Raw genomic sequence first — 25,163 nt, 5'->3', positions numbered from 1 at the left:
GTGGACGGAAGCAAAAAACCTATAGTAAACAAGACAATTCAGATTTTATTTAAGGAAAAGACATACAATCTTACAACCAACGAGTTCGGTAAGGTTTACTTTAAGCTCAAAACCACAGGAAACCACAGGGTAACATATTCATTCAACGAACCGGGATACGTTCCGGCTACAGGTTACAGGGACATAACAATAGCTAAGGATAATGTGACAGCGCTTACCGGGGATTCATATTATGCGGCTTATGAAGGTGTCAAAAACCCGTATGTTGTCACTTTGACTGTCGGAGGAGTGCCTTTGCCTAATCAGGAAGTTATTTTCAAAATCAACGGAAAATACTATACCAAAAAGACAGATGCAAACGGAAAGGTCACTCTGGACTTCAACTATCCTCAGGGAACCTACAAGATCAAATACCTTTTCAAAAGCACTACAAACGCAATTTTTGCCAAAAGCTATGCAAAGATAAAGGTCAAAAAGGGCATGCCTACCAAGATAGTTAAACAGAACTCACCTGTTTTCAAGAACAACAAGCTGACAACCCTCAAGTTCAAGTACTTTGATTCACGCGGAAATCCGATCAACAAACAGAAAATCGTCCTTAAGGTTGACCGCGTAAAATATAAGCAAACAACAGACAAGAACGGTTTTGTCAAGTTCAAAATCAGATTGAAAACAGGAGATTACGCAGTTAAAGTCTATTCATACAATACCGTCTACAAGCAGTCCATTGAAAAATTCTACATAACCGTCAAATCCGACTATAAATACAATAACGGTTTCTGGCTGTTTGGAGCTGACATGAAAAGTGTGGATTTAAAGAAAATGGCTGACAACGGTGTAAATCAGATATTTTTAAACTTCTATGCAGTCAAGCTCCATGGAAGGGATGCGGTTCAGAATTTCGTCTCCGATGCTAAATCAGTTGGCATTAACGTTCACATCTGGATGCAGGCATTCTACAATGGCGGTTGGATTCTTCCTGTTGACGATTCAGGAAACTTCAAGTATTCCCTGTTTGATTCAATTGTAGATGAGGCAAAGGATTACGCATCCATCAAGGGCGTGGCAGGAATTCATTTCGATTACCTGAGGTTTGCAGGAACAGCATATAAGCATGCAAACGGTGTAGAGGCAATCAACTACTTTACAAAACAGGTTTGTGAAGAACTGCACAAGCAAAATCCGAGCCTTATAGTTTCAGCAGCAGTAATGCCCGAACCGTCAGGAATGATATACTATTACGGTCAGGACATTCCGACATTAAGTAAATATCTGGACGTAATCGTTCCTATGATTTATAAGGGAAATTACGCACAGGGCACATCCTGGATTAAGTCTACAACACAGAAGTTCATAGACATGTCCAACGGTGCGGAAATATGGACAGGTCTTCAAAGCTATTATTCCGACGATGACGTCAGCAAGCTTCCTGCTTCCGAAATAAAATCAGATTCAAAGGCAGGTATTGACGGTGGAGCCAAAGGAGTTATTCTCTTCAGGTTCGGACTGTTCAACCTGTTTGATTTCAATTCCCTTTAGGTGATTTGATGAGAAAGTCAGTTGTATTTCTAATATTGGCATTGGCCCTCATGTCACTTTCGGCCGTTTGCGCCGGTGAAAATGCAACCGGCAGTGATGGGGGCATGATTGGTGTTGATTCTGTTTTTGATGAGGTTTCCGATTCCGAAATTGAAGTAAACGATAGTGCTGAAATTGTAAAGTCAGACTCTGAAATTCATGCCTCATCAGCTACAGGCTATGAGAGCTTTTCAACAGAGTTCACATTAACATTAACATCCAACGGCACAGCTTTGGCATCCAAAAATGTCACAGTAAGCATCAACGGCAATGACTATGTAAAAACAACAGACAGTTCAGGCAATGTCAGCTTAAGTGTCAATCTTGCAAAAGGATCATACGTTGCCAAATGCTTCTTTGCAGGAGATAACCTTACCAATCCTTCAAATGCAACTGCAAATATCACTGTCAAATCTCCAATCAAAACTCACTTTAAGGTTACAGACAAGGACATCAGCTATCGTCAGGGGTCAAGATCCCTATTTTCAGTTTCCCTTCTGACCAGTTCCGGAGAGGCTGTCAAAAACAAGAGGGTTACATTTAAGGTCAACGGAAAGACATACAAGAGAACCACAGATTCCAAAGGTCGTGCTCAGCTGTTTGTTAAATTGAAAGCCGGAAAGCGTAAGGTGTCCTATTCATTCAAGGCCTCAAGCCCTTATCTTGCATCAGGCGGAAGCACATATCTCAAAGTGAAAAGTTATATGGGTAAAGGAAACGGATACTGGATGCTGTCATCAGGTATGTACTCCACAAGTCTCAAGACATTAAAATCAAAAGGAACAAAACAGATTTTCCTTCATTCCTATGCAATCAACAATTACGGAAGGAGTGCCGTAAGCTCCTGGATTAAGCAGGCAAACAGATATGGAATGAAAGTTCATATTTGGGTACAGGTATTCTACAATGGCAAATGGGTTGCCCCTATCAAAAATGACGGGTCACTTGATTACGGATATATGAAAAAGAAAGCCGCTGAGGTAGTCAGCTATGCTAAAATGAGCCGTGTTTCCGGAGTTCATCTTGATTATGTGAGATTTGGAGGAACAGCTGCGAATTATGAAAATTCCGTCAATGCAGTCAATTACTTTGTAAAGAAGGTCTGCAGTGAAGTGCGAAAGGTCAAGCCGAACTGCATAATTTCAGCGGCAGTGATGCCGGAACCGGGAATGACGGAATATTACTACGGTCAGGACATCTCAACAATGAGCAAATACCTTGATGTCATCGTTCCAATGGCATATAAGGGAAATTACCTCAAAAAGACTTCCTGGATAACATATGTAACAGATGCGTTTGTTAAGGAATCCAACAGCGCTCAGATATGGACAGGAATTCAGACATACAAATCCGATGATGATCCGAAAATATTGTCTTCCTCAGCACTTTTAAAGGATGCAAAGGCAGCCAAAAGCGGTGGGGCAAAAGGAGTTGTGCTGTTTAGATACGGCTATACAAAACTTCTGGATTTCACTAAGGTTTAAAAATCATTTTAGAAAAGATGGGCTGATTACCACTTTCTTTTGGAAAGTGCCTTCAGACGTTTTTTCTCTATACTTTTCTTTTTTTCAGACTGATACTGCCTATTTTGGCGATTGGTTGTTGTTTCGTTATTTCTCATTACTGTGACAAGGTCAATGGAGTTTCCGCTGCAGGCCATTACTACTCTGATTTCCTTATAGTCCTTTGATGGCGGTGCCTTAAATACGCATGCATATTTTTCCCTTTCAACATGTTCCCAGCTAATCGGTTCCTCATTTAAAAGACAGTCAACGACATATTCTCTTGACAGTCCGTTTTCATCCAATCTTTGGATAAAATGCCTGTTTTCAAAGCACCAGTTTATGCCGGTTGTCTCCCCCATGATAAATTTGTCAAAGACATTCATATGTAAACTTTATTATATATCTTTTTATAAAAATTTATGTATGTCTGAACAAGCGCAATGGGATTCGTCATTATCATTCATTCTTGCTATGATTGGGGCCGCTGTTGGGTTAGGTAATATCTGGCGTTTCAGTTATGTACTGTATTCTAATGGTGGTGGATCATTTTTCATCCCTTATTTTATAGCAATCGCAATTATGGGAGTTCCATTTTTAATATTAGAGTATGGTGTGGGATTCAGCTTCAAGGAATCATTTTCGAAGATTATGCGTAAGATTAATCCTAAATTCGAGATTATTGCCTGGATTCTGGTCCTTTTTGTTTTTATAGTAACGATTTATTACATGGTAATTCTAAGCTGGGACTTGGTTTACCTTTTAAGCAGTTTTACATTCCACTGGGGAACTGACACTGCGGCTTATTTCGTTCAGTCCGTAGGTGGAAGTTCCAATCTGTCAAATGCCAGCTTCCTGCTCATTCCAACAACCGTTGGCGTATTGATTTTGTGGGTTGTTCTATGGTTTATTTCCCACAGGGACGTTGACAAGGGTATCGGTAAGGTGTCCAAGCTTCTCATTCCGGCATTATTTGTCATAATGGGAATCATCATTGTCTATGCACTGACACTGCCTGGTGCATCAATAGGTATCAACACACTGCTGACTCCTAACTGGGGTATGCTTCTGGACGTAAACATCTGGCTTGCGGCATTTGCTCAAATCATCTTCTCATTGAGTATGGGTCAGGCCATTGCACTTACCTATGCAAGCTACCTGCCTGAAAATTCAAAACTGATAGACAACGTTCTGATTGTTGTTGCATCCAACTCCCTGTTTGAAATCTGTACCGCATTCGGTGTATTTTCAATTTTGGGATACATGTCAACCACTTCAGGTACACCTATGGTTCAGCTGGTTACTGAAGGTACAGGACTTGTGTTCATCGTATTCCCAATGATTTTCAACATTATGGGTCCTATTGGCCGTATTTTAGCCCCATTGCTGTTCTTAGCTATTTTGTTTGCGGGAGTTACATCTGCGCTCGGATTTTTCGAACCGATGTTGAGCTCAACATCTGCTAAACTCGGATGGTCACGTAAAAGGACTTCAACAATACTGTCAATCATCGGATGTGCATTTTCACTTCTCCTGACTACCGGAATCAGCAGCTATCTTGTAGGAATCATCGACTCATTTGTAAATGAGTTCGGAATACTGATCCTGATTGGTATTCAGTGTATCATATTTGCATGGTTCTACGGAATTGAACATTTCATTCCTGCATTAAACGAAGCATCAACATTCAAGGTTGGAAAGACTTGGACATTTATAATCAAATACCTCTTGCCTTTGGTTCTTATTGTAATGTGGGCAATCGGTATCTTTAAGCTGTTCTCATCTGCAAAGACATTTGAAATCATAATTGATTTGATAATTATCATTTCAGTGATGGCAGCGGCATTTGTCCTGACAAAAATCAAACCTGCTGGAGATGGCTAGTCGCCACTCCATTACTTATTTTTTTTCATCAAAATTAACTTATTGAATACTTGTTTTTAGATGTCATTAAATTGACTTTAATTTTAAAAGTAGGCTAATTCTTAAATATCACTTTAATTATATGGTGTTATGGTTAAAGTTTTAAAAAAAGTTTCAACGTAATCTATACATAAAAAAGTAAAAAAGAATAATTTATCTTATTTTAAATTATTCCTCAGCACACCTCATTGGCCATCATGTAGGTTGCATACAGTCCGTAAATCCACAGTATGATTGACAGGTATGAAAAGATGGATGTTACCCACATGCCCAGGCAGTTCAGCACGATTGCAGCACCGAAAAGGATCAGTCCCCTTTTTTCATCTCCCAGATATGCGATACCTAGACCCGTAAATATGAATGAGATGACCAGCGCAAGGGCCTTGTTTTTTTCAGCCATTTGTTTTCCTCCCTTAATGTTTTTCAAATATAATTTGTCCTATCCTGTATATATATTGTCCTTATCAATAGGGATGTAAAACAGTAAATTTTTAATATCTTCTTTTTGAAAATGTTAATCAGGAGATTGTTATGGACGATGAAACAATAGAAAGGCTTGCCTGTGTGGAACACCTCCAGTGGCAGGAATGGGCCGAATCGGTAGGCGGCGACATTGGAGTGCTTCTTGAAATAATAAACGACAATGTTGATTTGAATGATTTGGATTCCAGTCAGCTTGAAGTCATTGAAAGAAATGCAAGGCGGGTGAAAAACTGGCCGAAACTCATGGTGGACTATTCACAGCTGTCTGAAGAGGATAAGGAAAAGGACAGGGTGTATGCAAGAAAGGTCTATGAAATATGCAAAAACAGGTTCGAGTAATTTGTCAGGGCTTCAAGTTTCCCTGACAAACTTAAACTAAAAATTTTTTTTAGACCAACACGAGAATGTGTTGTAATTATTATTCTTTTTAAGCTATTATTTAAAGATTTAGTTATTTTTACACACCTAAATTTCATTTCCGGAAAAATATTTTGACTTAGGGTGCATGGATTTTTGGTGCCTGGGGAGTGAATATGCATAAACATTCCTACTCGGGTGCAATATTGTACCATAATATCATAACATATATAATCAATATTTGACAGATATTATTTTGAGGAAAAATTATGAGAGCCAGACCTATTTTGATAATTCTTATTATAATCGTTATTATTATTTTAGCCTGTTTAATGGGGCCTAAGCTTTTAACGACCCAATTTCAGAAACAGGACTCTCATTTGGAATTTACAAGCAACACCACAGTGTATAAGGGGGATAACCTGACCGTAAGGCTTTCTGATGTCAACGGAACAGGAATTCCCGATGCAAAGATAAACGTTTCAGTAATTAATGAGGAGGGTGCAGACCAGTATTCGGTAGTCACAGACTCCGACGGTGTTGGACACCTGCAAATAGATAAAATTAATGGTAAATACACTATCAACTGTACTTTTGGAGGGGATTGGACTTATAAGCCATCTCATACAATTCAAAGAATTGAAGTAACTACCGAAGGCGTCAAACCGGTTTATCATGTATTGAACCAGTCATTCAATTCATCCCTTAACAGCACAGTCTACTATGACGGCAATCTGAACGTGTACTATGGCAATAATTCCATAGCTTCAGATGACAGTAATAACGCTAATGGTTATATTAGCGTTTAATCAATCTTTATTTTTTAAAATACTCTTTTTCTATCTTTTTTTTACTATTTAACAATGCAAGTAAGCACTTACGTTCGAAAAACTTTATATATGTTGTTGTTTATATGATTATTTGAAGTTAAAGAGTTTCTTTAACTTTAGAGATTTGTAAAACCCATTAAGTGGTTTCGAAGGTTTTTTACTTCGCACCATTTTTCCATATAATTAAAAGTATGACAAATTCATACTTTTAATATCTCCCTTTTTATTTTCTTTTTTTTAAAGGCTTATTGAACGCTCCGGCTTTTTGAAGCCGGGGTTTTCTCACACGCTATGGTCAAAGCTTATTAGACTGGTTTGATATATATTATTTCATAGATTTTTTTAGTGGAAAATTATGCAGAACTCTTATGATTTGAACTGGGATTCGAAATTGAATATTTCAACTGAAAGCGTCGACTACAGCGAGGAGGATTTGCAGAACTACGGCTATGACCCGACACCCTATGTTGTTTTGGAAAGGCTGGCTAGCTTGAAGATTCTCAAAAAGGAGGATGTTGTAGTTGATTACGGCTGCGGAAAGGGGCGAATAGGCTTTTTTATCAATAGCCAGGTTGGATGCAGGGTCATCGGAATAGATCACAGCGAAAAGCTGCTTGAAGAGGCAGACAAAAACCTTAAAAGCTATGGGGACTGTGAAGATGTCATTTTTATCCGCTCCAAGGCCGAGGATTACGTTCCTGATGGGGCAAACCGCTTTTATTTTTTCAATCCCTTCTCTACGAGGATTTTCAGTGAAGTTCTAAAAAGGATTGAAGAGTCTTTTAAAAGAAATCCTCGAGATATTCTGATTTTTTTTTATTATTCTACCATCGAATATAAGCTTTATCTGCCTACACAACCGAGACTGGAACTTATTGAATCACTATACTTTAGTGAAGAGGAAATAAACAATTCTGCAAGTGCCAAATTGGACATATTCAGATTTCACCCTCTAAATGAATGAAAACATGACATGTTGCATATTGGTGTTAGGCTTTAGCTATTTTTTCACAGGTTAATGTTAAAGTTAACTCTTTAAAATTCTTTATTTTTTAAAATAAGTTTTTAAATTTCTTTATTTTATTTTTTAAGATGCAAGTGAGCACTTGCACTCGAAAAACTTTATATATGGTCTTTTCTATATATTTACTTGTGCAGTGGGGAGTTGATTTGAAATTACCTGACTAATTTCAAATTAACTTTCTACACAAAATTTAAATGGTGATAACATGGAACTTAAAACAAAATTATTCGCAATTCTCGCAATCTTCTGCGTATTATGCTCTGCATGCGCAGTATGTGCAGCTGACGACGTTGATGCAATGTCAGCTGATGATGGTATTTTTATGGACGGAAGCAGTCATGACGGACATGACGGTGCAATCATTCCACCTGACAACAGTCACGATGAAGCACAACACGCTGCCGGTATGGATCCTTACTTGGACGGAAGTCAAGACGGTCACAACGGTACAATAATTCCTCCTGATGCAGCTCACAATGAAGCAGCAATGGATAACGCAACCAACTCCACTCCTGCTGCGGGCGGTGATGTATCAAACTCAACCGGTATCAATGGCGTCAACAGCATTTTACCTGCAACCGGTAATCCTTTAGTTATCTTATTAGGATGTCTTGCCGTAGTTGGCGGCATATCTGTCTTAAGAAAAAGATAAGTAAAATTAAATTTCTATCCCAATGTTAAGGCATGACTGATTTCATGCTTTAACACTCTCCCTTTCATTCTCTTTTTTTTCATTTTAAAAGCATGATTAATTTCATGCTTTTTTCTCCCGTAATTTCAAGAAAGATTATTTTTAAAAAATAGTTAAAAATAGGGTGTCGAACCCTATCTTTTGACTTTAACTGTATATTTTATGGTTTCGCCAACGCAGGTTGCCTGGTAGGTGATTTTTTTGCCGACCTTAAGTTTTTTTAGGACAGATTTTGGAATGGTGACTTTAGCAACGCCCGCTTTGGTCATTACATTGTATTTTTTGCCGTTGAATTTGAATACGACCTTTTTGCCGTCATAGCTTCTGAGTAGCTTAGTTGTGAGAACAAGTTTTGAAGCTGACTTTTTCACTGTAACTTTGCTTAGTGAGACGTAATGGCCTACGGTTTTTCCTTTAGGAGCGGAATTTGATTTGAATGTTGATGAAGAGTATGCCACTCCGCATAATGCACCGCCGCATAATTCGGCAGAGTTTTTTGTAAACTTGCAGTTTGTTGCTGTGCATTTGTGAAGGTTGTATTTTTCTTCAGGGGTTCCGTAGATTGCAGCGCTTATCGCTCCTCCGCATGATTTTGCGTGATTGTTTGTAAAGACACAGTTTTTGGCGTTTCCGTAATAGATTGCTCCTCCGCATCTGTTTGCCTTACAGTTGGTGAAGGTACATTTGGTTGCAGAACCGTCATATATAGCACCGCCGTCCATATCTGCAAAGGAATTGGTGAATGTACAGTTGTTTGCACTTCCTCTAAGGGATCCTCCGCTTGATGTGGTGGATTTGCAGTCTGTAAACTTGCAGTTTATTGCTTCCCCTTTGTTGATTGCGCCGCCGTATTTTACGGACTGGCATTTGATGAATTCACAGTTTGTGGCTTTTCCCTGGTCAATGGCTCCGCCGTCGCTTGTTGTGTAGCATTTTGTGAAAATGCAGTTTTCAGCATTTCCTTTGCTTATGGCACCGCCGTCCTTACGGCATCCGCAGTTTGTAAAATTGGAATAATAAGCGTTTCCGCTGTCAATTGCACCGCCATAGTTTTCGGTGTAGCAGTCGATGAAGCTGCAGCCTGTTGCTGAACCCTTAAATATTGCACCGCCGTCACCGGTACCCAAATAGCTTGTTTTGGAATCGACCACTTTAAGTTTGGTGTCTCCGCATCTGCAGTTTTTGAAAATTGAATTGGTTGCTGAACCGTTATAGATTGCGCCTCCGAATTTGTCGGCACGGCAGTTTGTGAAGTTGCATCTGTCTGCCCAGCCGTTTGCGATGGCTCCTCCGTCATGGTTGTGGTCGTTTTTGAATTTGTTTCCAGCTTTGCAGTCTGTAAATGAGCATCCCACTGCAAATCCTGAAGTTATTGCCCCTCCGTCTTCACCTGAGGTACAGTTCCTGAATGTTGAGTCGTATGCTGAACCGTCAAAGATTGCTCCTCCATAGGTTCCGGAATAGCAGTTTATGATTTCACATCCGGTTGCCTTGCCGTTTACAAGAACGCCTCCGTTCATTTCACTGTAGCAGTTTTTAAATGTACAGTCGTTGGCGGTGGAGTCATATAATGCTCCTCCTCTCTGCGCATGGCAGTTGGTTATGGTACATCTGTTGAGGATGCTGTCAGTTGCCACGCCTCCTCTCTGGTCTGCAATGCAGTTTTTAAAGCTGCAGTCTGTAAGTGTGCCTCCGTTGATTGCACCGGCATTTCTTGTGGAGTGTCCGTTTGTAAATGTTATGCCGTTTAAAAATACTTTGTTTGTGGAATCCTCCAGTCTAACTTCAATGATTTTGGACTGGGATTTTGCGTCCAGAACCGCATTGTTCCCGTTGATGGTTATGGCCTTGCTGATTTTGATTGGTGTTCCGCTTCCCTCATAATATCCGTCAAGTTCAATTGTGTCGTTTTCATTTGCTGAATTGATGATGCTTTGAACATCTGCAAATGTCTTTGCTGTCTGTGCGTCTGCACTGTTATCCGACATCAGTGTTGAATTGTCATGGGCGCTGACTGCACCGACAGTTAATGCAATCAGCACAATACTGATGAATAATATTCTCTTAAACCTCATTTTAATCACCATGATAATATATTTTAGGTTATGTTTATATTAATTTTGTGCCGTGTATTGAGGTCTAAGTGGGTGCGGTCTAGTAATTTTCTCCAATCCATCCCTGATTTATGTCCGGATATCCGCAGTACTCGCAGTATCCGTCATATCCCGGCGCTCCGCAGGACGGACATTCGGAATATGTGCTTGGCGGGTAATTTCTGTTTGTTCTGCGTGTATTCACAGTTCTGCTTTGGTAGGTGTTGCTGTTTGTGTTTGTTGAGCCGCTGTCACTTGAACAGCATGCGGCAACGACAATCAATATGAACACTATTGCTATTATTGTTCCAATCATGATAATATATTATTGTCATCGTATTATATAAACATGTATAAAAATTTCCGATTTTTAGCAAATTCATCCGTTATAATGCAGATATTTCCTGAAAATCTGGTGATGGCCTTTTTGAAAATTCGTCAGTTAGCCCTCATCACAGAACTTCTCATATTTGGCGCACAGTGACTTGACCTCCTCGATGCAGGTGATTGAATTTACCCAATCCTGAGGTATTGAGTCATATCCGTAATAGATTCCGGCAAGGCCTCCGCAAATCGCAGCGGTTGTGTCGGTGTCTTCACCGAAATTGACTGCCTTTAAAACTGCGCTTCTGTAGCTGTCGGTAGTTAGCATACAGTGAATTACGCATTCAAGCGAACCGACAACAAATGACCTTCCCCGAACGTCATCCAAATCATTCGAAAAGATTCTCTCAAATTTCCCAAGCACTTCAGAATCCTTATAGTGCTCTTTTATTTTATCACATGCGTTGTCAATGTGCTCTTTGATTTCAAGGTCATTTTCAATCATTGATTTTGCTATTTCTACATATAATGCGCATGCTGTTCTGGATATCTCGTGTGCGTGTGTCAGGGATGAGACCGCTTCGACAGTGTCGTAGTCGATGTCTTTGATGAATGCCAGAGGCAGAATCCTCATAAGCGATCCGTTTCCGTTGTCACGTTCGCCTGTTCCCCCTGATTTGAGGGCAGGTGCTCCGTCGGCATATCTTCTAAGGGACCTTGATGTGGTGTTTTCCATGTCAAATGTTCCGCTGGCGCTGTTTGTGTAGTCATCAAGATATGCCCAGTTGAGGAATTCCTTCATGATGTCCTCGTAGTCAATTTTCTGTCTGTGGGTGATGCTTGCCATTGTAGCTATTGTCATGGAGGAGTCATCGGACCATGTTCCCTTTGGCTGGTCGTAGGTTCCGTATTCCCTCATGTCGGTGACGGGGTCTGCTTCACGCTCACGCCTGGTTGTAAACTCTACCGGAACGCCCAGGGCATCTCCAACTATCAAACCTATTATTCCATCTTTGACTTTCATATTTGAATCTTTGTTTCTAATAGTAATTAAAGGAGTCGTTATTTTGTGTGCATGGCTGGAATTAAATTGAACCTTGGGCTTTGAGTTTCATTAATTTTGACTGTGTTTTACATTAACTGCAGGCTTTTCGGTTTCTGGCCGCATTTTGTTTGTGGGATATATCCTCACTATATCAGTCGTTAAGATATTCATTGTTGGTGAAAGATATTTTTAAATGAGGTTTGGTGTGTTTTAAAAAAAGAAAAAAATTAGAAAGGATTTAAACCTTTCTATTTAACTGTTATTTTTACTTTCTTGCTTGCGGCTTCGTAGGTTTTATCACCTTTATAAGTGATTTTGGCAATGTATTTTCCAGCTTTCTTCAAGTTGTTTATTTTGAAGGTGGCCTGATATTTTGCATTTGTTTTAGCCGTATATGTTCTGCCGTTTACAGTGAGTTTGACTACTTTAGGGCTTAAATACATCTTACCGTCCACACCTTTGATTGTGGACAGGGTTACTGTGTATTTTTTGGTTTTGGTGGCAACTTTGTATGTTTTGGCTGAAGCCTTGATTGTAATCGGCTTTTTGTCCAGGTCCACACATACGCATGCGAATGCGTTGGTGTAGTTGTCATCGCCTGCAAAGTTGAATGCCATTGTGTATCTTCCAGCCCTTATCATGTTGAGCTTGTAAGGCTTGAAGCTGCCGTTTTCATAGGTTGTCCTGTTGTAGATTTTGTTGTTTACTGCAAATTCAATGTATACATTGGAAACCGGCTTGCCGTTTGCATCAAGCAATGTTGTTGCGTAGTATATTCCCTGTTCGTTTGCAGGACCGTCTACGGCATATCCGTTAATGGTTATTGCCCTGTCTGCAATGTCAAAGTGAGTAGCAATTTTAACAACGGAAGGAGCCGGAATATTTATTGTCAATGTTAAATTGGTCGGCAGAATTGTTTCATTTCCTGCATATTTGATGAAAACCTTTGCCCCGTTTGCAGCCTTGATTGTAAATGAACCGTCAGCGGCAGTGGTTGTTGTGCCTGCAGTGCCGTTTATTGTATATGTTATAGGAGCATTTGCAATAATATTGTCTGTTTCATCTTTTAAGACTATATAAATGACAAAATCATTTCCGACTGTCAGGTTCCTGAATCTGGATTCTTTTAAACTGATTGCCTGTTTTTTACCCACAGTAAATGAAACGGTTGTGCTGTTTGCATTATAGTTGTCATCGCCCATGTAAGTGATAACAGCAGTATAATCGCCGGTCTTTAAGGTATCCTCAAGAACGGTCTGACCATTTTCAACTTCAGTATAGACGATGTAGTTTTCAGGTCCTGTGATGTCAAATCTGACAAGGCCTGTGGCATTAGGATCAACATTGACTGTTATTGTGTCAACAGTAAAGCTGAATGAGGTTTCATTTGCGTTATAGTTAATGTCTCCTAAGTAAATTGCAGTGAATGTGTATTCGCCAGGTAAAAATATTCCTTTATATGTTGCCTTACCGTCTGCAACTTCAAGATTTGCGGTGCTGTTGCCATCTGACAGTTTTACAAATCCTGTAGCATTGGAATTTAGGCTGACAGTTATGACAACATCATAACCAACCATGTCAACGTCAGGAACGATTGTAGTGTTCTTTTTGACGTGACCGGTAACTGTAAATTCTTTTGAAGTACTGTTTGGATTGAAGCGTTCGTCTCCAAGATATGTTGCAGTTACATTATACTCACCGGCAGCCAACATGGTTTCATAGGTTGCAACACCGTTGTTTACAGGAATATATACGGCTTGACCTGTGATATTGAATTCTATAAGGCCGGTTGCAAGACTGTCGACTTTAGCTGTGATTGTAACGTTGTTTTCATTGCTTACAACATCAACGTCAATAGTAGTGTTTTCGAGTTCATTGACATTTCCAACAACAGTAAATGAAACGGTTGTGCTGTTGGTATTATAGTTTTCATCACCCATGTATTCTACATCAACTTGGTATGTTTCAGGGTTGTAGAAATCTGTCAATGATGCTTTTCCGTTTATAACTTCAGCAATTAATGTTTTGCCCATTATGGTGAATGTCACATAGCCAGTAGCAGCCGGATCAACATCAACGGTAATGGTAACCATGTTTCCGATTGCAGTAGCATTTGCTGAAATTGGAGTGTCCTTTTTAAGATGTCCGACAACTGTGAATTCCAGTTCGGTTGAATTAGGATTGAAATTGTCGTCGCCCATGTATGTGACAATTGCAGTGTAATTGCCGGTCATTAAGGTATCATTAAGAACAGCCTTACCATTTTTAACTTCAGTATAAACGGTGTAGTTTTCAGGTCCTGTGATGTCAAATCTGACAAGGCCTGTGGCATCAGGATCAACATTTGTCAACAGTAAAGCTGAATGAGGTTTCATTTGCGTTATAGTTAATGTCTCCTAAGTAAATTGCAGTGAATGTGTATTCGCCAGGTAAAAATATTCCTTCATATGTTACATTGCCGTTTTCAACTTCAAGATTTACGGTGCTGTTGCCATCTGACAGTTTAATGAAACCGGTAGCATTGGAATCCACGCTTACTGTTATGACAACATCATAACCAACCATATCGACGTCAGGAACGATTGTAGTGTTCTTTTTGACGTGACCGGTAACTGTAAATTCTTTTGAAGTACTGTTTGGGTTGTAATGTGCATCACCAAGGTAACTTACACCAACCTCGTAGTCACCGGCAGCCAACATGGTTTTATAGGTTGCAACACCATTAATTACTGCAATATAAACTGATTGACCGGCAATATCGAACTCTATAAGGCCGGTTGCAAGACTTTCGACTTGGGCGGTGATTGTAACATTGTTTTCAGTGCTTTCCACATCAACCTTGATTGTAGTGTTTTTCATTTCACCGACCTTTTCAATAACAGTAAATGAAACGGTTGTGCTGTTGGCATTGTAGTTCTCATCACCTGTGTAAGTCACATCAATTCTGTGGGTTCCAAAATTATAGAAATCAGCCAATACCGCTTTTCCATCTGTAACTTCAGCAATTAAGGTTTTACCTCTAAAATTAAATGTCACATAGCCTGTAGCAGCAGGGTCAACATTAACGGTAATGGTGACCAGGTCTCCGCTTACCTCAGGAACGGCTGAAATTGGAGTGTTCTTTTTGACATGGCCGACAACAGTAAACTCTAAATCTGTGGAGTTAGGGTTGAAATTATCGTCGCCCATGTATGTGACATGAGCAGTGTAATTGCCGCTCATTAAGGTATCATCAATGATGGCCCGACCATTTTCAACTTCACTATAAACGGTGTAGTTTTCAGGTCCGGTAATCTCAAATCTGACAAGGCCTGTGGCATTAGGATCAACATCCACTGTTATTGTTATGTTGTTTTCAACAACTGAAGCGTTAGCAGTTATTGTTGTGTTTTTAAGAGGAATCTCATCAACAGTAAAGCTGAATGCGGTTTCATTTGTGTTAAAGTCTTCATCTCCTAAGTAAATTGCATTGAATGTGTATATGTTGCTTTGCCGTCAGCAATTTCAATATTTATGGTATTTTCTCCGTTAACCAGTTTAACGAAACCGGTAGCATTGGAATCGACACTTACTGTTATGACAACATCATAACCGTCGACATCAACGTCGGCAACGATTGTAGTGTTCTTTTTGACGTGTCCTGAGACTGTAAATTCTTTTGAGGTTCTGTTTGGATTGAAGTGTTCATCACCGAGATAAGTCACATCCACACTATAATTGCCGGCGCCCAATATTGTTTCATAGATTGCAATACCGTTGTTTACAGGGATATATACTGCTTGACCTGCGATATTGAATTCTATGAGGCCGGTTGCAAGACTTTCGACTTGGGCGGTGATTTTAACATTATTTTCATTGCTTTCAACGTCAACTTTGATTGTAGTGTTTTTGAGTTCTGTGGCATTTTCAATGACTGTGAATGATACTGTTGTGCTGTTGGCGTTATAGTTGTCATCGCCCATGTAAGCTACCTCAACTTGGTATGTGCTTGGGACATAGAAATCAGTAAATACTGCTTTTCCGTCAGCAATTTCGGCTATTAAGGTTGTACCCATTATGCTGAATGTTACATAGCCTGTAGCATTTAAATCTACTTTAACTTCAATAGTGACCAGGTCTGCGTTTACAGTTGCGTTTGCTGTAATTGGGGTGTCCTTTTTGACATGTCCGACAACAGTAAACTCTAAATCTGTGGAGTTAGGGTTGAAATTGTCGTCGCCCATGTAGGTGATAACGGCTGTGTAATTGCCTGCCATTAAGTTGTCATCAAGAACGGCCTGGCCATTTTCAGCTTCGGTATAAACTGTGTAGTTTTTAGGTCCTGTGATGTCAAATCTGGCAAGGCCTGTGGCATTAGGATCAATATCAACTGTTATTGTTACGTTGTTTTCAACAACTGAAGCGTCAGCGACTATTGTTGTGTTTTTAAGAGAAATCTCATCAACAGTAAAGCTGAATGCGGTTTATGTTGCTTTGCCGTCAGCAATTTCAATATTTATGGTATTTTCTCCGTTAACCAGTTTAACGAAACCGGTAGCATTGGAATCGACACTTACTGTTATGGTGACATCATAACCGTCGACATCAACGTCGGCAACGATTGTAGTGTTCTTTTTGATGTGGTCAGTAACTGTAAATTCTTTTGAGGTTCTGTTTGGGTTGAAGCGTTCGTCTCCAAGGTATGTTGCAGTTACATTATAATCGCCAGCTGTTAATATGGTTTCATAGGTTGCAATGCCGTTGTTTACAGGGATATATACTGCTTGACCTGCGATATTGAATTCTATGAGGCCGGTTGCATGACTGTCGACTTGGGCGGTGATTTTAACATTGTTTTCATTGCTTACAACGTCAACGTTGATTGTTGTGTTTTTAAGTTCACTGTCAGTTTCTATGACGGTGAATGATACTGTTGTGCTGTTGGCGTTATAGTTTTCATCGCCCAGGTATTCTACATCTACTTGGTATGTTTCTGAGGCATAGAAATCTGTTAAAGTTGCTTTTCCTTTTGAGATTTCGGCTATTAATGTTTTGCCCATTATGCTGAATGTTACATAGCCTGTAGCATTTAAATCAACATTAACATCAATGGTGACCATGTCTCCGTTTACAGTTGCGTTTGCTGTAATTGGGGTGTCCTTTTTGACATGTCCGACAACTGTGAATTCCAGTTCGGTTGAATTAGGATTGAAATTTTCATCGCCCATGTAGGTTATAACGGCTGTGTAATTGCCGGTCTTTAATGTATCATAAAGAACGGTCTGACCATTTTTAATTTCAGTATAAACTGTGTAGGTTTCAGGTCCGGCGATGTCAAATCTGACAAGACCTGTGGCAGCAGAATCAACATCAACAGTAATGGTAATGTTATTTTCAACAACAGAAACGTCAGCAGTTATTGTTGTGTCTTTAAGAGAGTTGTCGTAAATGGTGATTGGAATATCGGTTGTATTGCTGTTGAATTCATCATCACCAAGGTAAGTTGCAGTCACTACATAATTTCCAGGAAGCAGCATTGTGTTCCATTTTGCTTTGCCTTTATCAACTTTAGCATAAATGCTGTTGCCATTTAATGTGAACTCTATAAATCCGGTTGCCCTTTCATTTACTGTAACGGTAATGTTTGCACCATATTCTGAAGATACAACATCATATTCGATTGGAGTGTTCTGTTTGACATGATCTGATACTGTGAAGTCTGTGGATGTGCTGTTTCCATTGAAGTTGGAATCACCCATATAAGTTACTGTTACCTCATAGTCTCCAGCAGGCAGATTTGTTTTATAAACGGCCTTACCATTATTGATGGCAATGTATACGGCATTGCCTTCGATATTAAATTCTATAAGGCCACTGGCCATAGGATTAACACTGGCAGTTATTGTCACATTATTATCGACAGAACTGGCTGTAACGCCAATTGTTGTGTTTTTCAGCTCAGTTGAAATCTCATTTACTGTGAATGAAACGTCTGTTGAAGCCATATTGAAGTTATCATCACCATAATATGTTACAAGTCCATTATATATTCCAGGGAAGAAATCATATGTGAAAACTGCATTTCCATTATCCAAAGGAAGAAGGAAATTCTGTCCTGAAACACCAACAGTAACATTGCCTGAAGGAACAGCAGAAGCACCATCAGAACTTACAGCTATGTTGATGGTAACTGTTTTTCCGTTGACGGATGGAACGGCAGTAACCTTTGCATCCATCTTGGTCTTATTTGTAACTGTAAATGATGTGGATGTGCTTGAAGGGTTGTATTCATTATTACCTAAATAGTTTATATCAGCTTCATAGTCTCCTGGGTTGAAATTGGAATTGAGAACGCCGATTCCATTTTCCAACTCAACAGCATATTTGGCATTTCCAATTTCAATAGTTACCATACCGCTTATGCCGGATGAATCGTCATCATTGTCTTTGTCACTGACAACAACCCTGATTGAAACGGATTCGCCATTAACTGTAGGAGTTGCAATAACTTTACTGTCTTTTTTGGTTTCTTCTTTAACGGTAAATGATGTGGATGTGCTTGAAGGGTTGTATTTATCATTGCCCAGATAGTTTACATCTGCATCATAGTCTCCTGGGTTGAAATTGGAATTGAGAACGCCGATTCCATTTTCCAACTCAACAGCATATTTTACATTGTTGATTTCAATAATTGCTATACCATTGATAGGGGATGAACTTTCGGAAGGTGAACCTTCAGAACCAGAACCTGAGTCGCTGAAGATGAGGTTAGATACTAGGTTGACTGCAATTGTGCCTGCAGGACCGTAAGCGTTACCTGCTGCAATGCCCGCTATATTTGTGATGAGTCCGGTTAGGGAATCTGAATTTCCTGAGCTTCCTGAGCTTCGTTTGTCAGTCCGCTGTATTCGCCGGATTCACTGCCGGTGGCTGCGCTGATTGCTCCGCTGATGATTGCGTTTAAAGCGTCGTTGGAGCCTCCTTCTGATCCGCCCCCAATGAGTCCTGAAAGATAATTTGTAAGGGTATCGCTGTCAATGCTGTTTTCGCCTGTAACGACGACCATGATTGAGACGGATTCGCCGTCAACCATTGGTGTTGCAATAACTGTGGTGTCTTTTTTGGCTTCTTCTTTAACGGTAAATGATGTGGATGTGCTTGAAGGGTTGTATTTATCATTGCCTAAGTAATTTACATCTGCATCATATTCTCCTGGGTTGAAATTGGAATTGAGAACGCCGATTCCATTTTTTAGTTCAACAGCATATTTTACATTGTTGATTTCAATGATTGCCATTCCGCTGATGTCGGATGAACCTTCGGGAGCTGAACCTGAACCTGAGCTGGATCCTGAGTCTGAGCCTCCGAAGATGAGGCCGGATACTATGTTGACTGCGATTGTGCCTGCTGGGCCGTATGCGTCTCCAGCTGCGACACCTGCTATGTTTGTGATGAGTCCGGTTAGGGAGTCGGAGTTTCCTGAGCTTCCTGAGCTTCCTGAGCTTCCGTTTGTCAGTCCGCTGTATTCGCCGGATTCACTGCCGGTGGCTGCGCTGATTGCTCCGCTGATGATTGCGTTTAAAGCGTCGTTGGAGCCTCCTTCTGACCCGCCGCCGATGAGTCCTGAAAGATAATTTGTAAGGGTATCGCTGCTGGCGCCACTTCCATCTGTGACGACAACCATGATTGAGACGGTTTCGCCGTTGACCATTGGTGTTGCAATAACGGTAGTGTCTTTTTTGGCTTCTTCTTTAACGGTAAATGATGTGGATGTGCTTGAAGGGTTGTATTTATCATTGCCTAGGTAGTTTACATCTGCATCATAGTCTCCCGGATTAAAATTAGTAGTTAATACGCCCATTCCATTTTTTAGTTCAACGGCATATTTTACATTGTTGATTTCAATAGTTGCCATTCCGCTGATGTCGGATGAACCTTCAGAACCTGAACCTGAACTGGAGCCTCCGAAGATGAGGCCGGATACTATGTTGACTGCGATTGTGCCTGCTGGGCCGTATGCGTCTCCGGCTGCAATGCCTGCTATGTTTGTGATGAGTCCTGTTAGGGAGTCGGAGTTTCCTGAGCTTCCTGAGTTTCCTCCTCCTAGGTAGTCGCCTATGAATCCTGAGATGACGTTTGTTAGTGCGCTGTATTCGCCGGATTCGGTGCCGGTGGCTGCGCTGATTGCTCCGCTGATGATTGCGTTTAGGGCGTCGTTGGAGCCTCCTTCTGATCCGCCGCCGATGAGTCCGGTGAGGTAAGTTGTAAGGTCATCGCTGTTAATGCTGTTTCCGTCTGTGACGACGACCATGATTGAGACGGTTTCGCCGTTGACCATTGGTGTTGCAATAACGGTGGTGTCTTTTTTGGTTTCTTCTTTAACGGTAAATGATGTGGATGTGCTTGAAGAGTTGTATTTATCATTGCCCAGAAATTCCACATCTGCATCATAACGTCCAGGAGTAAAAGTAGAAGTAAAAACACCCATTCCATTTCTCACTTCAACAGGATGTTCTACATTGTCAATTTTAATAGTTGCCATTCCGTTGATGTCGGATGAACCTTCGGGAGTTGAACCTGAGCCTGAACTGGAACCTCCGAAGATGAGGTTGGATACTAGGTTGACTGCGATTGTGCCGGCAGGACCATATGCATCACCAGCAGCAACACCTGCAATATTGGTGATAAGAGCTGTCAGGGAATCAGAATCGCCTGAACCTCCTGAATTTCCGCCTCCTAGGTAGTCGCCTATGAATCCTGAGATGACGTTTGTTAGTGCGCTGTATTCGCCGGATTCGGTGCCGGTTGCTGCGCTGATTGCTCCGCTGATGATTGCGTTTAATGCGTCGTTGGAGCCTCCTTCTGATCCTCCGCCAATGAGTCCTGAAAGGTAATTTGTAAGGTCATTGCTGCTTGAGCTGCTTCTGTCTGTAACAACAACCATGATAGAAACAGATTCACCATTAACCATAGGAGTAGCAATAACCACAGTATCCTTCTTACCTCCTTCTTTAACACTAAATGATTTAGATGTTGAGTTAGGATTGAATACGGAATCTCCAGAGTAATATACGTCAACATCATAATCTCCAAGTGGTAAAAATACCTCATAAACAGCTTTTCCTTTATTAACCGGTACATAAACAAGTTTATCTCCAATGACAAACTCAATAACTCCAGTAGCAGATGGATTAACAGTAGCGGTAATGCGCACATCATTGACTATCTCACCAAAAGCAACGTCAACATTTATGTTTGTATTCCTGCTGATAACTGTTATTGTAGCGTTTTTTGTTACGGAGTTATAGCCAAAAACAGGTATTGTTGTTACTGTTAATGTATAATTGCCTTTATCCAAACCTGAAATCGGAATGGTGAAATTATTGACAACACTGACCTCCTTGCCGTCAATCATTGCAGTTATACCAGTTGCATTTTTAGTCATCACAGTTAGATTGATTGATTCACCAATATTTAAAACTACATCCTCCAGCGTTAATGTTGAATAAGTATCAGTGATGATAACAGTTCCATTCTGGATATTAACATTATTTAATCCATTATATAATGCACTTATCGGATAAACTCCATAGTCATCAAATGTATATTCTGCCCACCAGGTACCGTTAGCACCATAATTAGCATCGATGATATCACCGTTTGGTAAAACAAACTGTAAATAACCTTGCACAACTTCATTATATATATTGGAATTTGCAGTGAGGTTTACAGTCATCTTGTCAGTTGTAAGAGAAGTTACATTTACATAGAACCTCATATTTGAAGATATATAGTCAGCTGATGTATAATAGGTATCTTCATCATGGCGAATACTAATGTAAAAGTTGCCATCAAGATTTTGATTCAAAATAACCTTTCCTTCATCATTTGTGATGATAACATCATTAAAAACAATACCTGCATTATTTACAATTCCAACAGTTATATTTTGACCTGCTTCCCTAGTGGATCTGGATGGCTTGACAGGGTTAGGGCCTGTGGTTGAAATACCTTCTGAGCTCCAATAAGTCACACTGGTTAAACGGACCTCCATATTACTATTAGAATAAATCGCATTTATAAGGTTATTCTGACCTGAGAAAATAATTTCAATTTGGTTATCATTTAGTGTCACGTGTAAAGGAATATTTTCATCCACATTTGCCCTATTGTCTAAGAAAATAGAATTTGAAATAGTATTATTTGTTTTAGGATTAGTGTTGGAGAAATAAATTGCAGAACCGGAAGTAGCATTATTGCCTGTAAAACTAGAAGATGTCACACTACCTGAATTCATATAGACAGCACCACCGTTTCCCTCGGTCACGATATTGCCGTAAAATTCACAACGCCCTACATTTCCGACATCTCCAAAATAAACTGCACCTCCATAAATCAACGCTTGGTTATTATAAAACTCACTATCTTTCACATTAACATTACCGTTAGCGTAAACCGCACCGCCACGACCGTTATTACTTGTTACTTTGTTGTCAGTGAAATTAGAACCACTCACTTCACCATCATTCTCGAAGAATACTGCACCACCGGCATTATTAGCAGTGTTGCCTGTAAATTTACAATCTGTCACAGCACTATTATTATATAAGTAAAATTATATAAGTAAACTGCACCTCCCTGGTCTGCATGGTTATCATTAAAATTACAATTTTCAACACTACCTGTCTCCCTCACAATAGCACCGCCATAGGTGGCTTGGTTATTAGTAAAATAACAATTTTTAATACTAACAGATTTTTCAATGATATAAATCGCACCACCATATTCTCCGGAGTTATTGATAAAATTACAATTTGTTACAGACCCCATAGAGTTCACATTGAAATAGATTGCACCACCACTATAGGTAGCATGATTATCAACAAAATTACAATTTATCACGTCACCATTGCCATTGAAGAAAATTGCACCACCATAACTGTAACCTCTATATGCTTTGTTATCAGTAAAATTACAATCTGTCACAGTACCTTTAACCCTAAAGTAAACTGCACCACCATTACTAATGGCAGTGTTGCCTATAAAATTACAATCTGTCACAGCACCATTACTATCGAAGTAAACTGCACCTCCCTCGTCTGCATGGTTATCATTAAAATTACAATTTTTGACATTTCCTGAATTAGATAAATAAACCGCACCACCATCACTAATAGCAGAGTTATTATTAAAATTACAATCTGTCACAGTACCCTTATCATAGAAGTAAACTGCACCACCTGCATTATTAGCAGTGTTGCCTGTAAAATTACAATCATTATATAAGTAAACTGCACCTCCCTGGTCTGCATGGTTATCATTAAAATTACAATTTTCAACACTACCTGTCTCCCTCACAATAGCACCGCCATAGGTTGCTTGGTTATCACTAAAATTACAATTTTCAACACTAACATATTTTTCAATGATATAAATTGCACCACCATATTCTCCGGAGTTATTGATAAAATTACAATTTGTTACAGACCCCATAGAGTTCACATTGAAATCGATTGCACCACCACTATAGGTAGCATGATTATCAACAAAATTACAATTTATCACGTCACCATTGCCATTGAAGGAAATTGCACCACCATAACTGTAACCTCTATATGCTTTGTTATCAGTAAAATTACAATCTGTCACAGTACCCTTATCATAGAAGTAAACTGCACCACCATTACTAATGGCAGTGTTGCCTATAAAATTACAATCTGTCACAGCACCATTACTATCGAAGTAAACTGCACCTCCCGCGTCTGCATGGTTATCACTAAAATTACAATTTTTGACATTGCCTGAATTAGATAAATAAACCGCACCACCATTATAAGAAGCAGAGTTATTATTAAAATTACAATTTGTCACCTGAGTACTAGATAATCTGTCAATAAAAATAGCCCCTCCATAAATTGCTTTGTTATTACTAAAATTAGAATCTGTCACACTGCCTTCTTCCCAAAAAATTGCACCCGATTTAGTCGCAGAGTTATTAGAAAAAAAACAATTTATCGCAGTTCCATGTTGGGCATTAACTGCACCACCTATCTCAATAGCAGAGTTGCCAGTAAAAGTACAATTTATCATAATGCCCTCACCATCAAAATGAACTGCACCACCGTAATTGGCTTGGTTATTAACAAAATTACAATTTATCAAAATACAAGGATCTAAACTATGAACACAAATAGCAGCAGCACATTCTGCACCATGACCCGGATTAATAACGTATTTAGCATTTTGAATAGTCAAATCCTTAAATATTACATTCGCCGCAGATACCCTAAATGTAGGCATATTAATTCCGGACATGTCAATAATTGCACCGTTACCCTCAATGGTCATAGTAGATTTAATTTCAATTGTATTTCCATTACCATTTACATAGCGGTAAAAGCTTTTGGTTAAAATTCCCCCATTACTAATATCATTTCTTAAATCTGCATAAGTACCTTCATCAGCACCCAATATTTCCGAATTTCCTTCACTCACACTTTTTTCATTGTTTATTTGTATCACTGTATTATTTTCTTCGCTTATTTGCAGATTATCCTCTATTACTCCATCATTTGAGGACAATTCCATCTGCCCTATATCTTCACTGGCCACTGCAGTATCATTCACATCACCTGCACTTGCAGTCGCTATTGTGAATAGAAATATAGCGAGCACCAGTGTTATCATGATTTTTTTGTACTTCATTTTCTTGACACCATAATTCTAATTCAATAAAATGTTTTATGCTTAACAAAAAATATTAAAATCAAATTTTTTTGCAGATAACATTCAATACATTTAAAAAATATATAAATGAAAATATAAATAAATTTAGTAAAAAATAGTTTACAAACTGTTGCTTTGGATTAAAAAATGATTTTTTTGATATGAATCTTAAAGAAGTAATTGGATAATTGTTTAAATTTTGAATGAGGTTATTTTTTAAAAATTAAACTCATTATCCATAATAATTTTGGAAGTAGCTTGTGAACCGATTATTTTTTATAAAAAGTCTTTAAATTAGTTTATTTTATTTTTTAAGATGCAAGTGAGCATTCACACTCGAAAAACTTTATATATGTACTTATTCATATATTTGCTTGTGCAGAGATGTGTTAAATCAAAAACAAAAACGACACATTTCGATTTTAATTTAGGGATTGGTGATAACGATGGAGACTAAAACAAAACTATTCGCAATATTGGCAGTACTTTGCGTTATTTTCTCGGCATGCGCTGTAAGTGCAGTCGACTATAACAACGGGTATTATGAAGTAGACTATGATGACGGGCACTACGAAGTTGACTATGATGACGGACCTTATGACTACGAC

Annotated in this window: 18 protein-coding genes; 7 read left to right on the top strand and 11 right to left on the bottom strand. The window is 39.3% G+C overall.

Features of this window, described 5'->3' with window-relative positions; genetic code table 11:
• Positions 1–1,539: putative glycoside hydrolase (locus tag QZU83_RS08575; RefSeq protein ID WP_295611371.1), on the top strand; the 1,539-nt coding region annotated here is incomplete at its 5' end.
• 8 nt (positions 1,540–1,547) lie between these two features.
• Positions 1,548–3,062 (top strand): hypothetical protein, encoded by a 1,515-nt coding sequence (locus QZU83_RS08570; RefSeq protein WP_295611368.1) that lies wholly within the window; start codon positions 1,548–1,550, stop codon positions 3,060–3,062.
• A 26-nt stretch (positions 3,063–3,088) separates the two neighbouring features.
• Here QZU83_RS08570 and QZU83_RS08565 read toward each other — a convergent pair whose 3' ends face one another.
• Entirely contained in the window at positions 3,089–3,442 is a 354-nt protein-coding gene (locus tag QZU83_RS08565) for a DUF4258 domain-containing protein (RefSeq protein ID WP_295611366.1), read from the bottom strand.
• 64 nt (positions 3,443–3,506) lie between these two features.
• On the opposite strand from QZU83_RS08565, the gene QZU83_RS08560 reads away from it, so the two are divergent.
• Positions 3,507–4,964 (top strand): sodium-dependent transporter, encoded by a 1,458-nt coding sequence (locus tag QZU83_RS08560; protein ID WP_295611363.1) that lies wholly within the window; start codon positions 3,507–3,509, stop codon positions 4,962–4,964.
• A gap of 214 nt (positions 4,965–5,178) precedes the next feature.
• Here QZU83_RS08560 and QZU83_RS08555 read toward each other — a convergent pair whose 3' ends face one another.
• Positions 5,179–5,403: a hypothetical protein gene (locus tag QZU83_RS08555; RefSeq protein WP_295611361.1), complete on the bottom strand. Its 225-nt coding sequence runs from the start codon at positions 5,401–5,403 to the stop codon at positions 5,179–5,181.
• Positions 5,404–5,534: 131 nt separating this feature from the next.
• On the opposite strand from QZU83_RS08555, the gene QZU83_RS08550 reads away from it, so the two are divergent.
• The 4 genes from QZU83_RS08550 (at position 5,535) to QZU83_RS08535 (ending at position 8,349) form a co-directional block, all read left to right on the top strand.
• Entirely contained in the window at positions 5,535–5,825 is a 291-nt protein-coding gene (locus QZU83_RS08550) for a hypothetical protein (RefSeq protein ID WP_295611359.1), read from the top strand.
• A 287-nt stretch (positions 5,826–6,112) separates the two neighbouring features.
• Positions 6,113–6,652 carry a hypothetical protein gene (locus QZU83_RS08545; RefSeq protein WP_295611356.1) on the top strand — a complete coding sequence of 180 codons (540 nt, stop codon included), beginning with the start codon at positions 6,113–6,115 and terminating at the stop codon, positions 6,650–6,652.
• 376 nt (positions 6,653–7,028) lie between these two features.
• Entirely contained in the window at positions 7,029–7,637 is a 609-nt protein-coding gene (locus QZU83_RS08540) for a class I SAM-dependent methyltransferase (RefSeq protein ID WP_295611355.1), read from the top strand.
• 265 nt (positions 7,638–7,902) lie between these two features.
• Positions 7,903–8,349 carry a hypothetical protein gene (locus QZU83_RS08535; protein WP_295611352.1) on the top strand — a complete coding sequence of 149 codons (447 nt, stop codon included), beginning with the start codon at positions 7,903–7,905 and terminating at the stop codon, positions 8,347–8,349.
• Between the two features lie 173 nt (positions 8,350–8,522).
• Here QZU83_RS08535 and QZU83_RS08530 read toward each other — a convergent pair whose 3' ends face one another.
• The 9 genes from QZU83_RS08530 to QZU83_RS08490 form a co-directional block, all read right to left on the bottom strand.
• The gene (locus QZU83_RS08530; RefSeq protein WP_295611350.1) at positions 8,523–10,463 is read right to left on the bottom strand and encodes a right-handed parallel beta-helix repeat-containing protein; all 1,941 of its coding nucleotides are present in this window, start codon (positions 10,461–10,463) and stop codon (positions 8,523–8,525) included.
• 79 nt (positions 10,464–10,542) lie between these two features.
• Positions 10,543–10,797: a hypothetical protein gene (locus QZU83_RS08525; RefSeq protein WP_295611348.1), complete on the bottom strand. Its 255-nt coding sequence runs from the start codon at positions 10,795–10,797 to the stop codon at positions 10,543–10,545.
• A 126-nt stretch (positions 10,798–10,923) separates the two neighbouring features.
• Positions 10,924–11,829 carry an ADP-ribosylglycohydrolase family protein gene (locus QZU83_RS08520; RefSeq protein WP_295611345.1) on the bottom strand — a complete coding sequence of 302 codons (906 nt, stop codon included), beginning with the start codon at positions 11,827–11,829 and terminating at the stop codon, positions 10,924–10,926.
• Positions 11,830–12,098: 269 nt separating this feature from the next.
• On the bottom strand, positions 12,099–14,225 hold the full coding sequence (locus QZU83_RS08515; RefSeq protein ID WP_295611343.1) for an Ig-like domain-containing protein: 2,127 nt from the start codon (positions 14,223–14,225) through the stop codon (positions 12,099–12,101).
• Positions 14,188–15,186, bottom strand: coding sequence for an Ig-like domain-containing protein (locus tag QZU83_RS08510; protein WP_295611341.1), 999 nt, complete (start codon positions 15,184–15,186; stop codon positions 14,188–14,190). Before QZU83_RS08510 ends, QZU83_RS08515 begins: the two co-directional genes overlap by 38 nt.
• 119 nt (positions 15,187–15,305) lie before the next feature.
• Positions 15,306–16,106, bottom strand: coding sequence for an Ig-like domain repeat protein (locus tag QZU83_RS08505; protein WP_295611339.1), 801 nt, complete (start codon positions 16,104–16,106; stop codon positions 15,306–15,308).
• Between the two features lie 207 nt (positions 16,107–16,313).
• Entirely contained in the window at positions 16,314–18,485 is a 2,172-nt protein-coding gene (locus tag QZU83_RS08500; RefSeq protein ID WP_295611336.1) for an Ig-like domain-containing protein, read from the bottom strand.
• Positions 18,486–18,682: 197 nt separating this feature from the next.
• Positions 18,683–22,420: an Ig-like domain repeat protein gene (locus QZU83_RS08495; RefSeq protein WP_295611334.1), complete on the bottom strand. Its 3,738-nt coding sequence runs from the start codon at positions 22,418–22,420 to the stop codon at positions 18,683–18,685.
• Positions 22,417–24,534 (bottom strand): right-handed parallel beta-helix repeat-containing protein, encoded by a 2,118-nt coding sequence (locus QZU83_RS08490; protein ID WP_295611333.1) that lies wholly within the window; start codon positions 24,532–24,534, stop codon positions 22,417–22,419. The genes QZU83_RS08495 and QZU83_RS08490 overlap by 4 nt, the downstream gene beginning before the upstream one ends.
• Between the last annotated feature and the right edge of the window lie 629 nt (positions 24,535–25,163).

Origin of the sequence: uncultured Methanobrevibacter sp. (assembly GCF_902771435.1) — an archaeon.
Taxonomy (GTDB): Archaea; Methanobacteriota; Methanobacteria; order Methanobacteriales; family Methanobacteriaceae; genus Methanocatella.
The sequence above is the reverse complement of the archived record's forward strand: the minus strand, read 5'-3'. Positions and strand labels throughout refer to the sequence as shown.

Coding starts and splice junctions, on each gene's coding strand:
- QZU83_RS08550 (WP_295611359.1), top strand. CDS start 5,535: ATGGACGATGAAACAATAGAAAGGCTTGCCTGTGTGGAACACCTCCAG.
- QZU83_RS08520 (WP_295611345.1), bottom strand. CDS start 11,829: ATGAAAGTCAAAGATGGAATAATAGGTTTGATAGTTGGAGATGCCCTG.
- QZU83_RS08525 (WP_295611348.1), bottom strand. CDS start 10,797: ATGATTGGAACAATAATAGCAATAGTGTTCATATTGATTGTCGTTGCC.
- QZU83_RS08505 (WP_295611339.1), bottom strand. CDS start 16,106: ATGGCAGGCAATTACACAGCCGTTATCACCTACATGGGCGACGACAAT.
- QZU83_RS08535 (WP_295611352.1), top strand. CDS start 7,903: ATGGAACTTAAAACAAAATTATTCGCAATTCTCGCAATCTTCTGCGTA.
- QZU83_RS08530 (WP_295611350.1), bottom strand. CDS start 10,463: ATGAGGTTTAAGAGAATATTATTCATCAGTATTGTGCTGATTGCATTA.
- QZU83_RS08515 (WP_295611343.1), bottom strand. CDS start 14,225: ATGAAACCTCATTCAGCTTTACTGTTGACAAATGTTGATCCTGATGCC.
- QZU83_RS08555 (WP_295611361.1), bottom strand. CDS start 5,403: ATGGCTGAAAAAAACAAGGCCCTTGCGCTGGTCATCTCATTCATATTT.
- QZU83_RS08545 (WP_295611356.1), top strand. CDS start 6,113: ATGAGAGCCAGACCTATTTTGATAATTCTTATTATAATCGTTATTATT.
- QZU83_RS08540 (WP_295611355.1), top strand. CDS start 7,029: ATGCAGAACTCTTATGATTTGAACTGGGATTCGAAATTGAATATTTCA.
- QZU83_RS08565 (WP_295611366.1), bottom strand. CDS start 3,442: ATGGGGGAGACAACCGGCATAAACTGGTGCTTTGAAAACAGGCATTTT.
- QZU83_RS08570 (WP_295611368.1), top strand. CDS start 1,548: ATGAGAAAGTCAGTTGTATTTCTAATATTGGCATTGGCCCTCATGTCA.
- QZU83_RS08560 (WP_295611363.1), top strand. CDS start 3,507: ATGTCTGAACAAGCGCAATGGGATTCGTCATTATCATTCATTCTTGCT.
- QZU83_RS08490 (WP_295611333.1), bottom strand. CDS start 24,534: ATGAAGTACAAAAAAATCATGATAACACTGGTGCTCGCTATATTTCTA.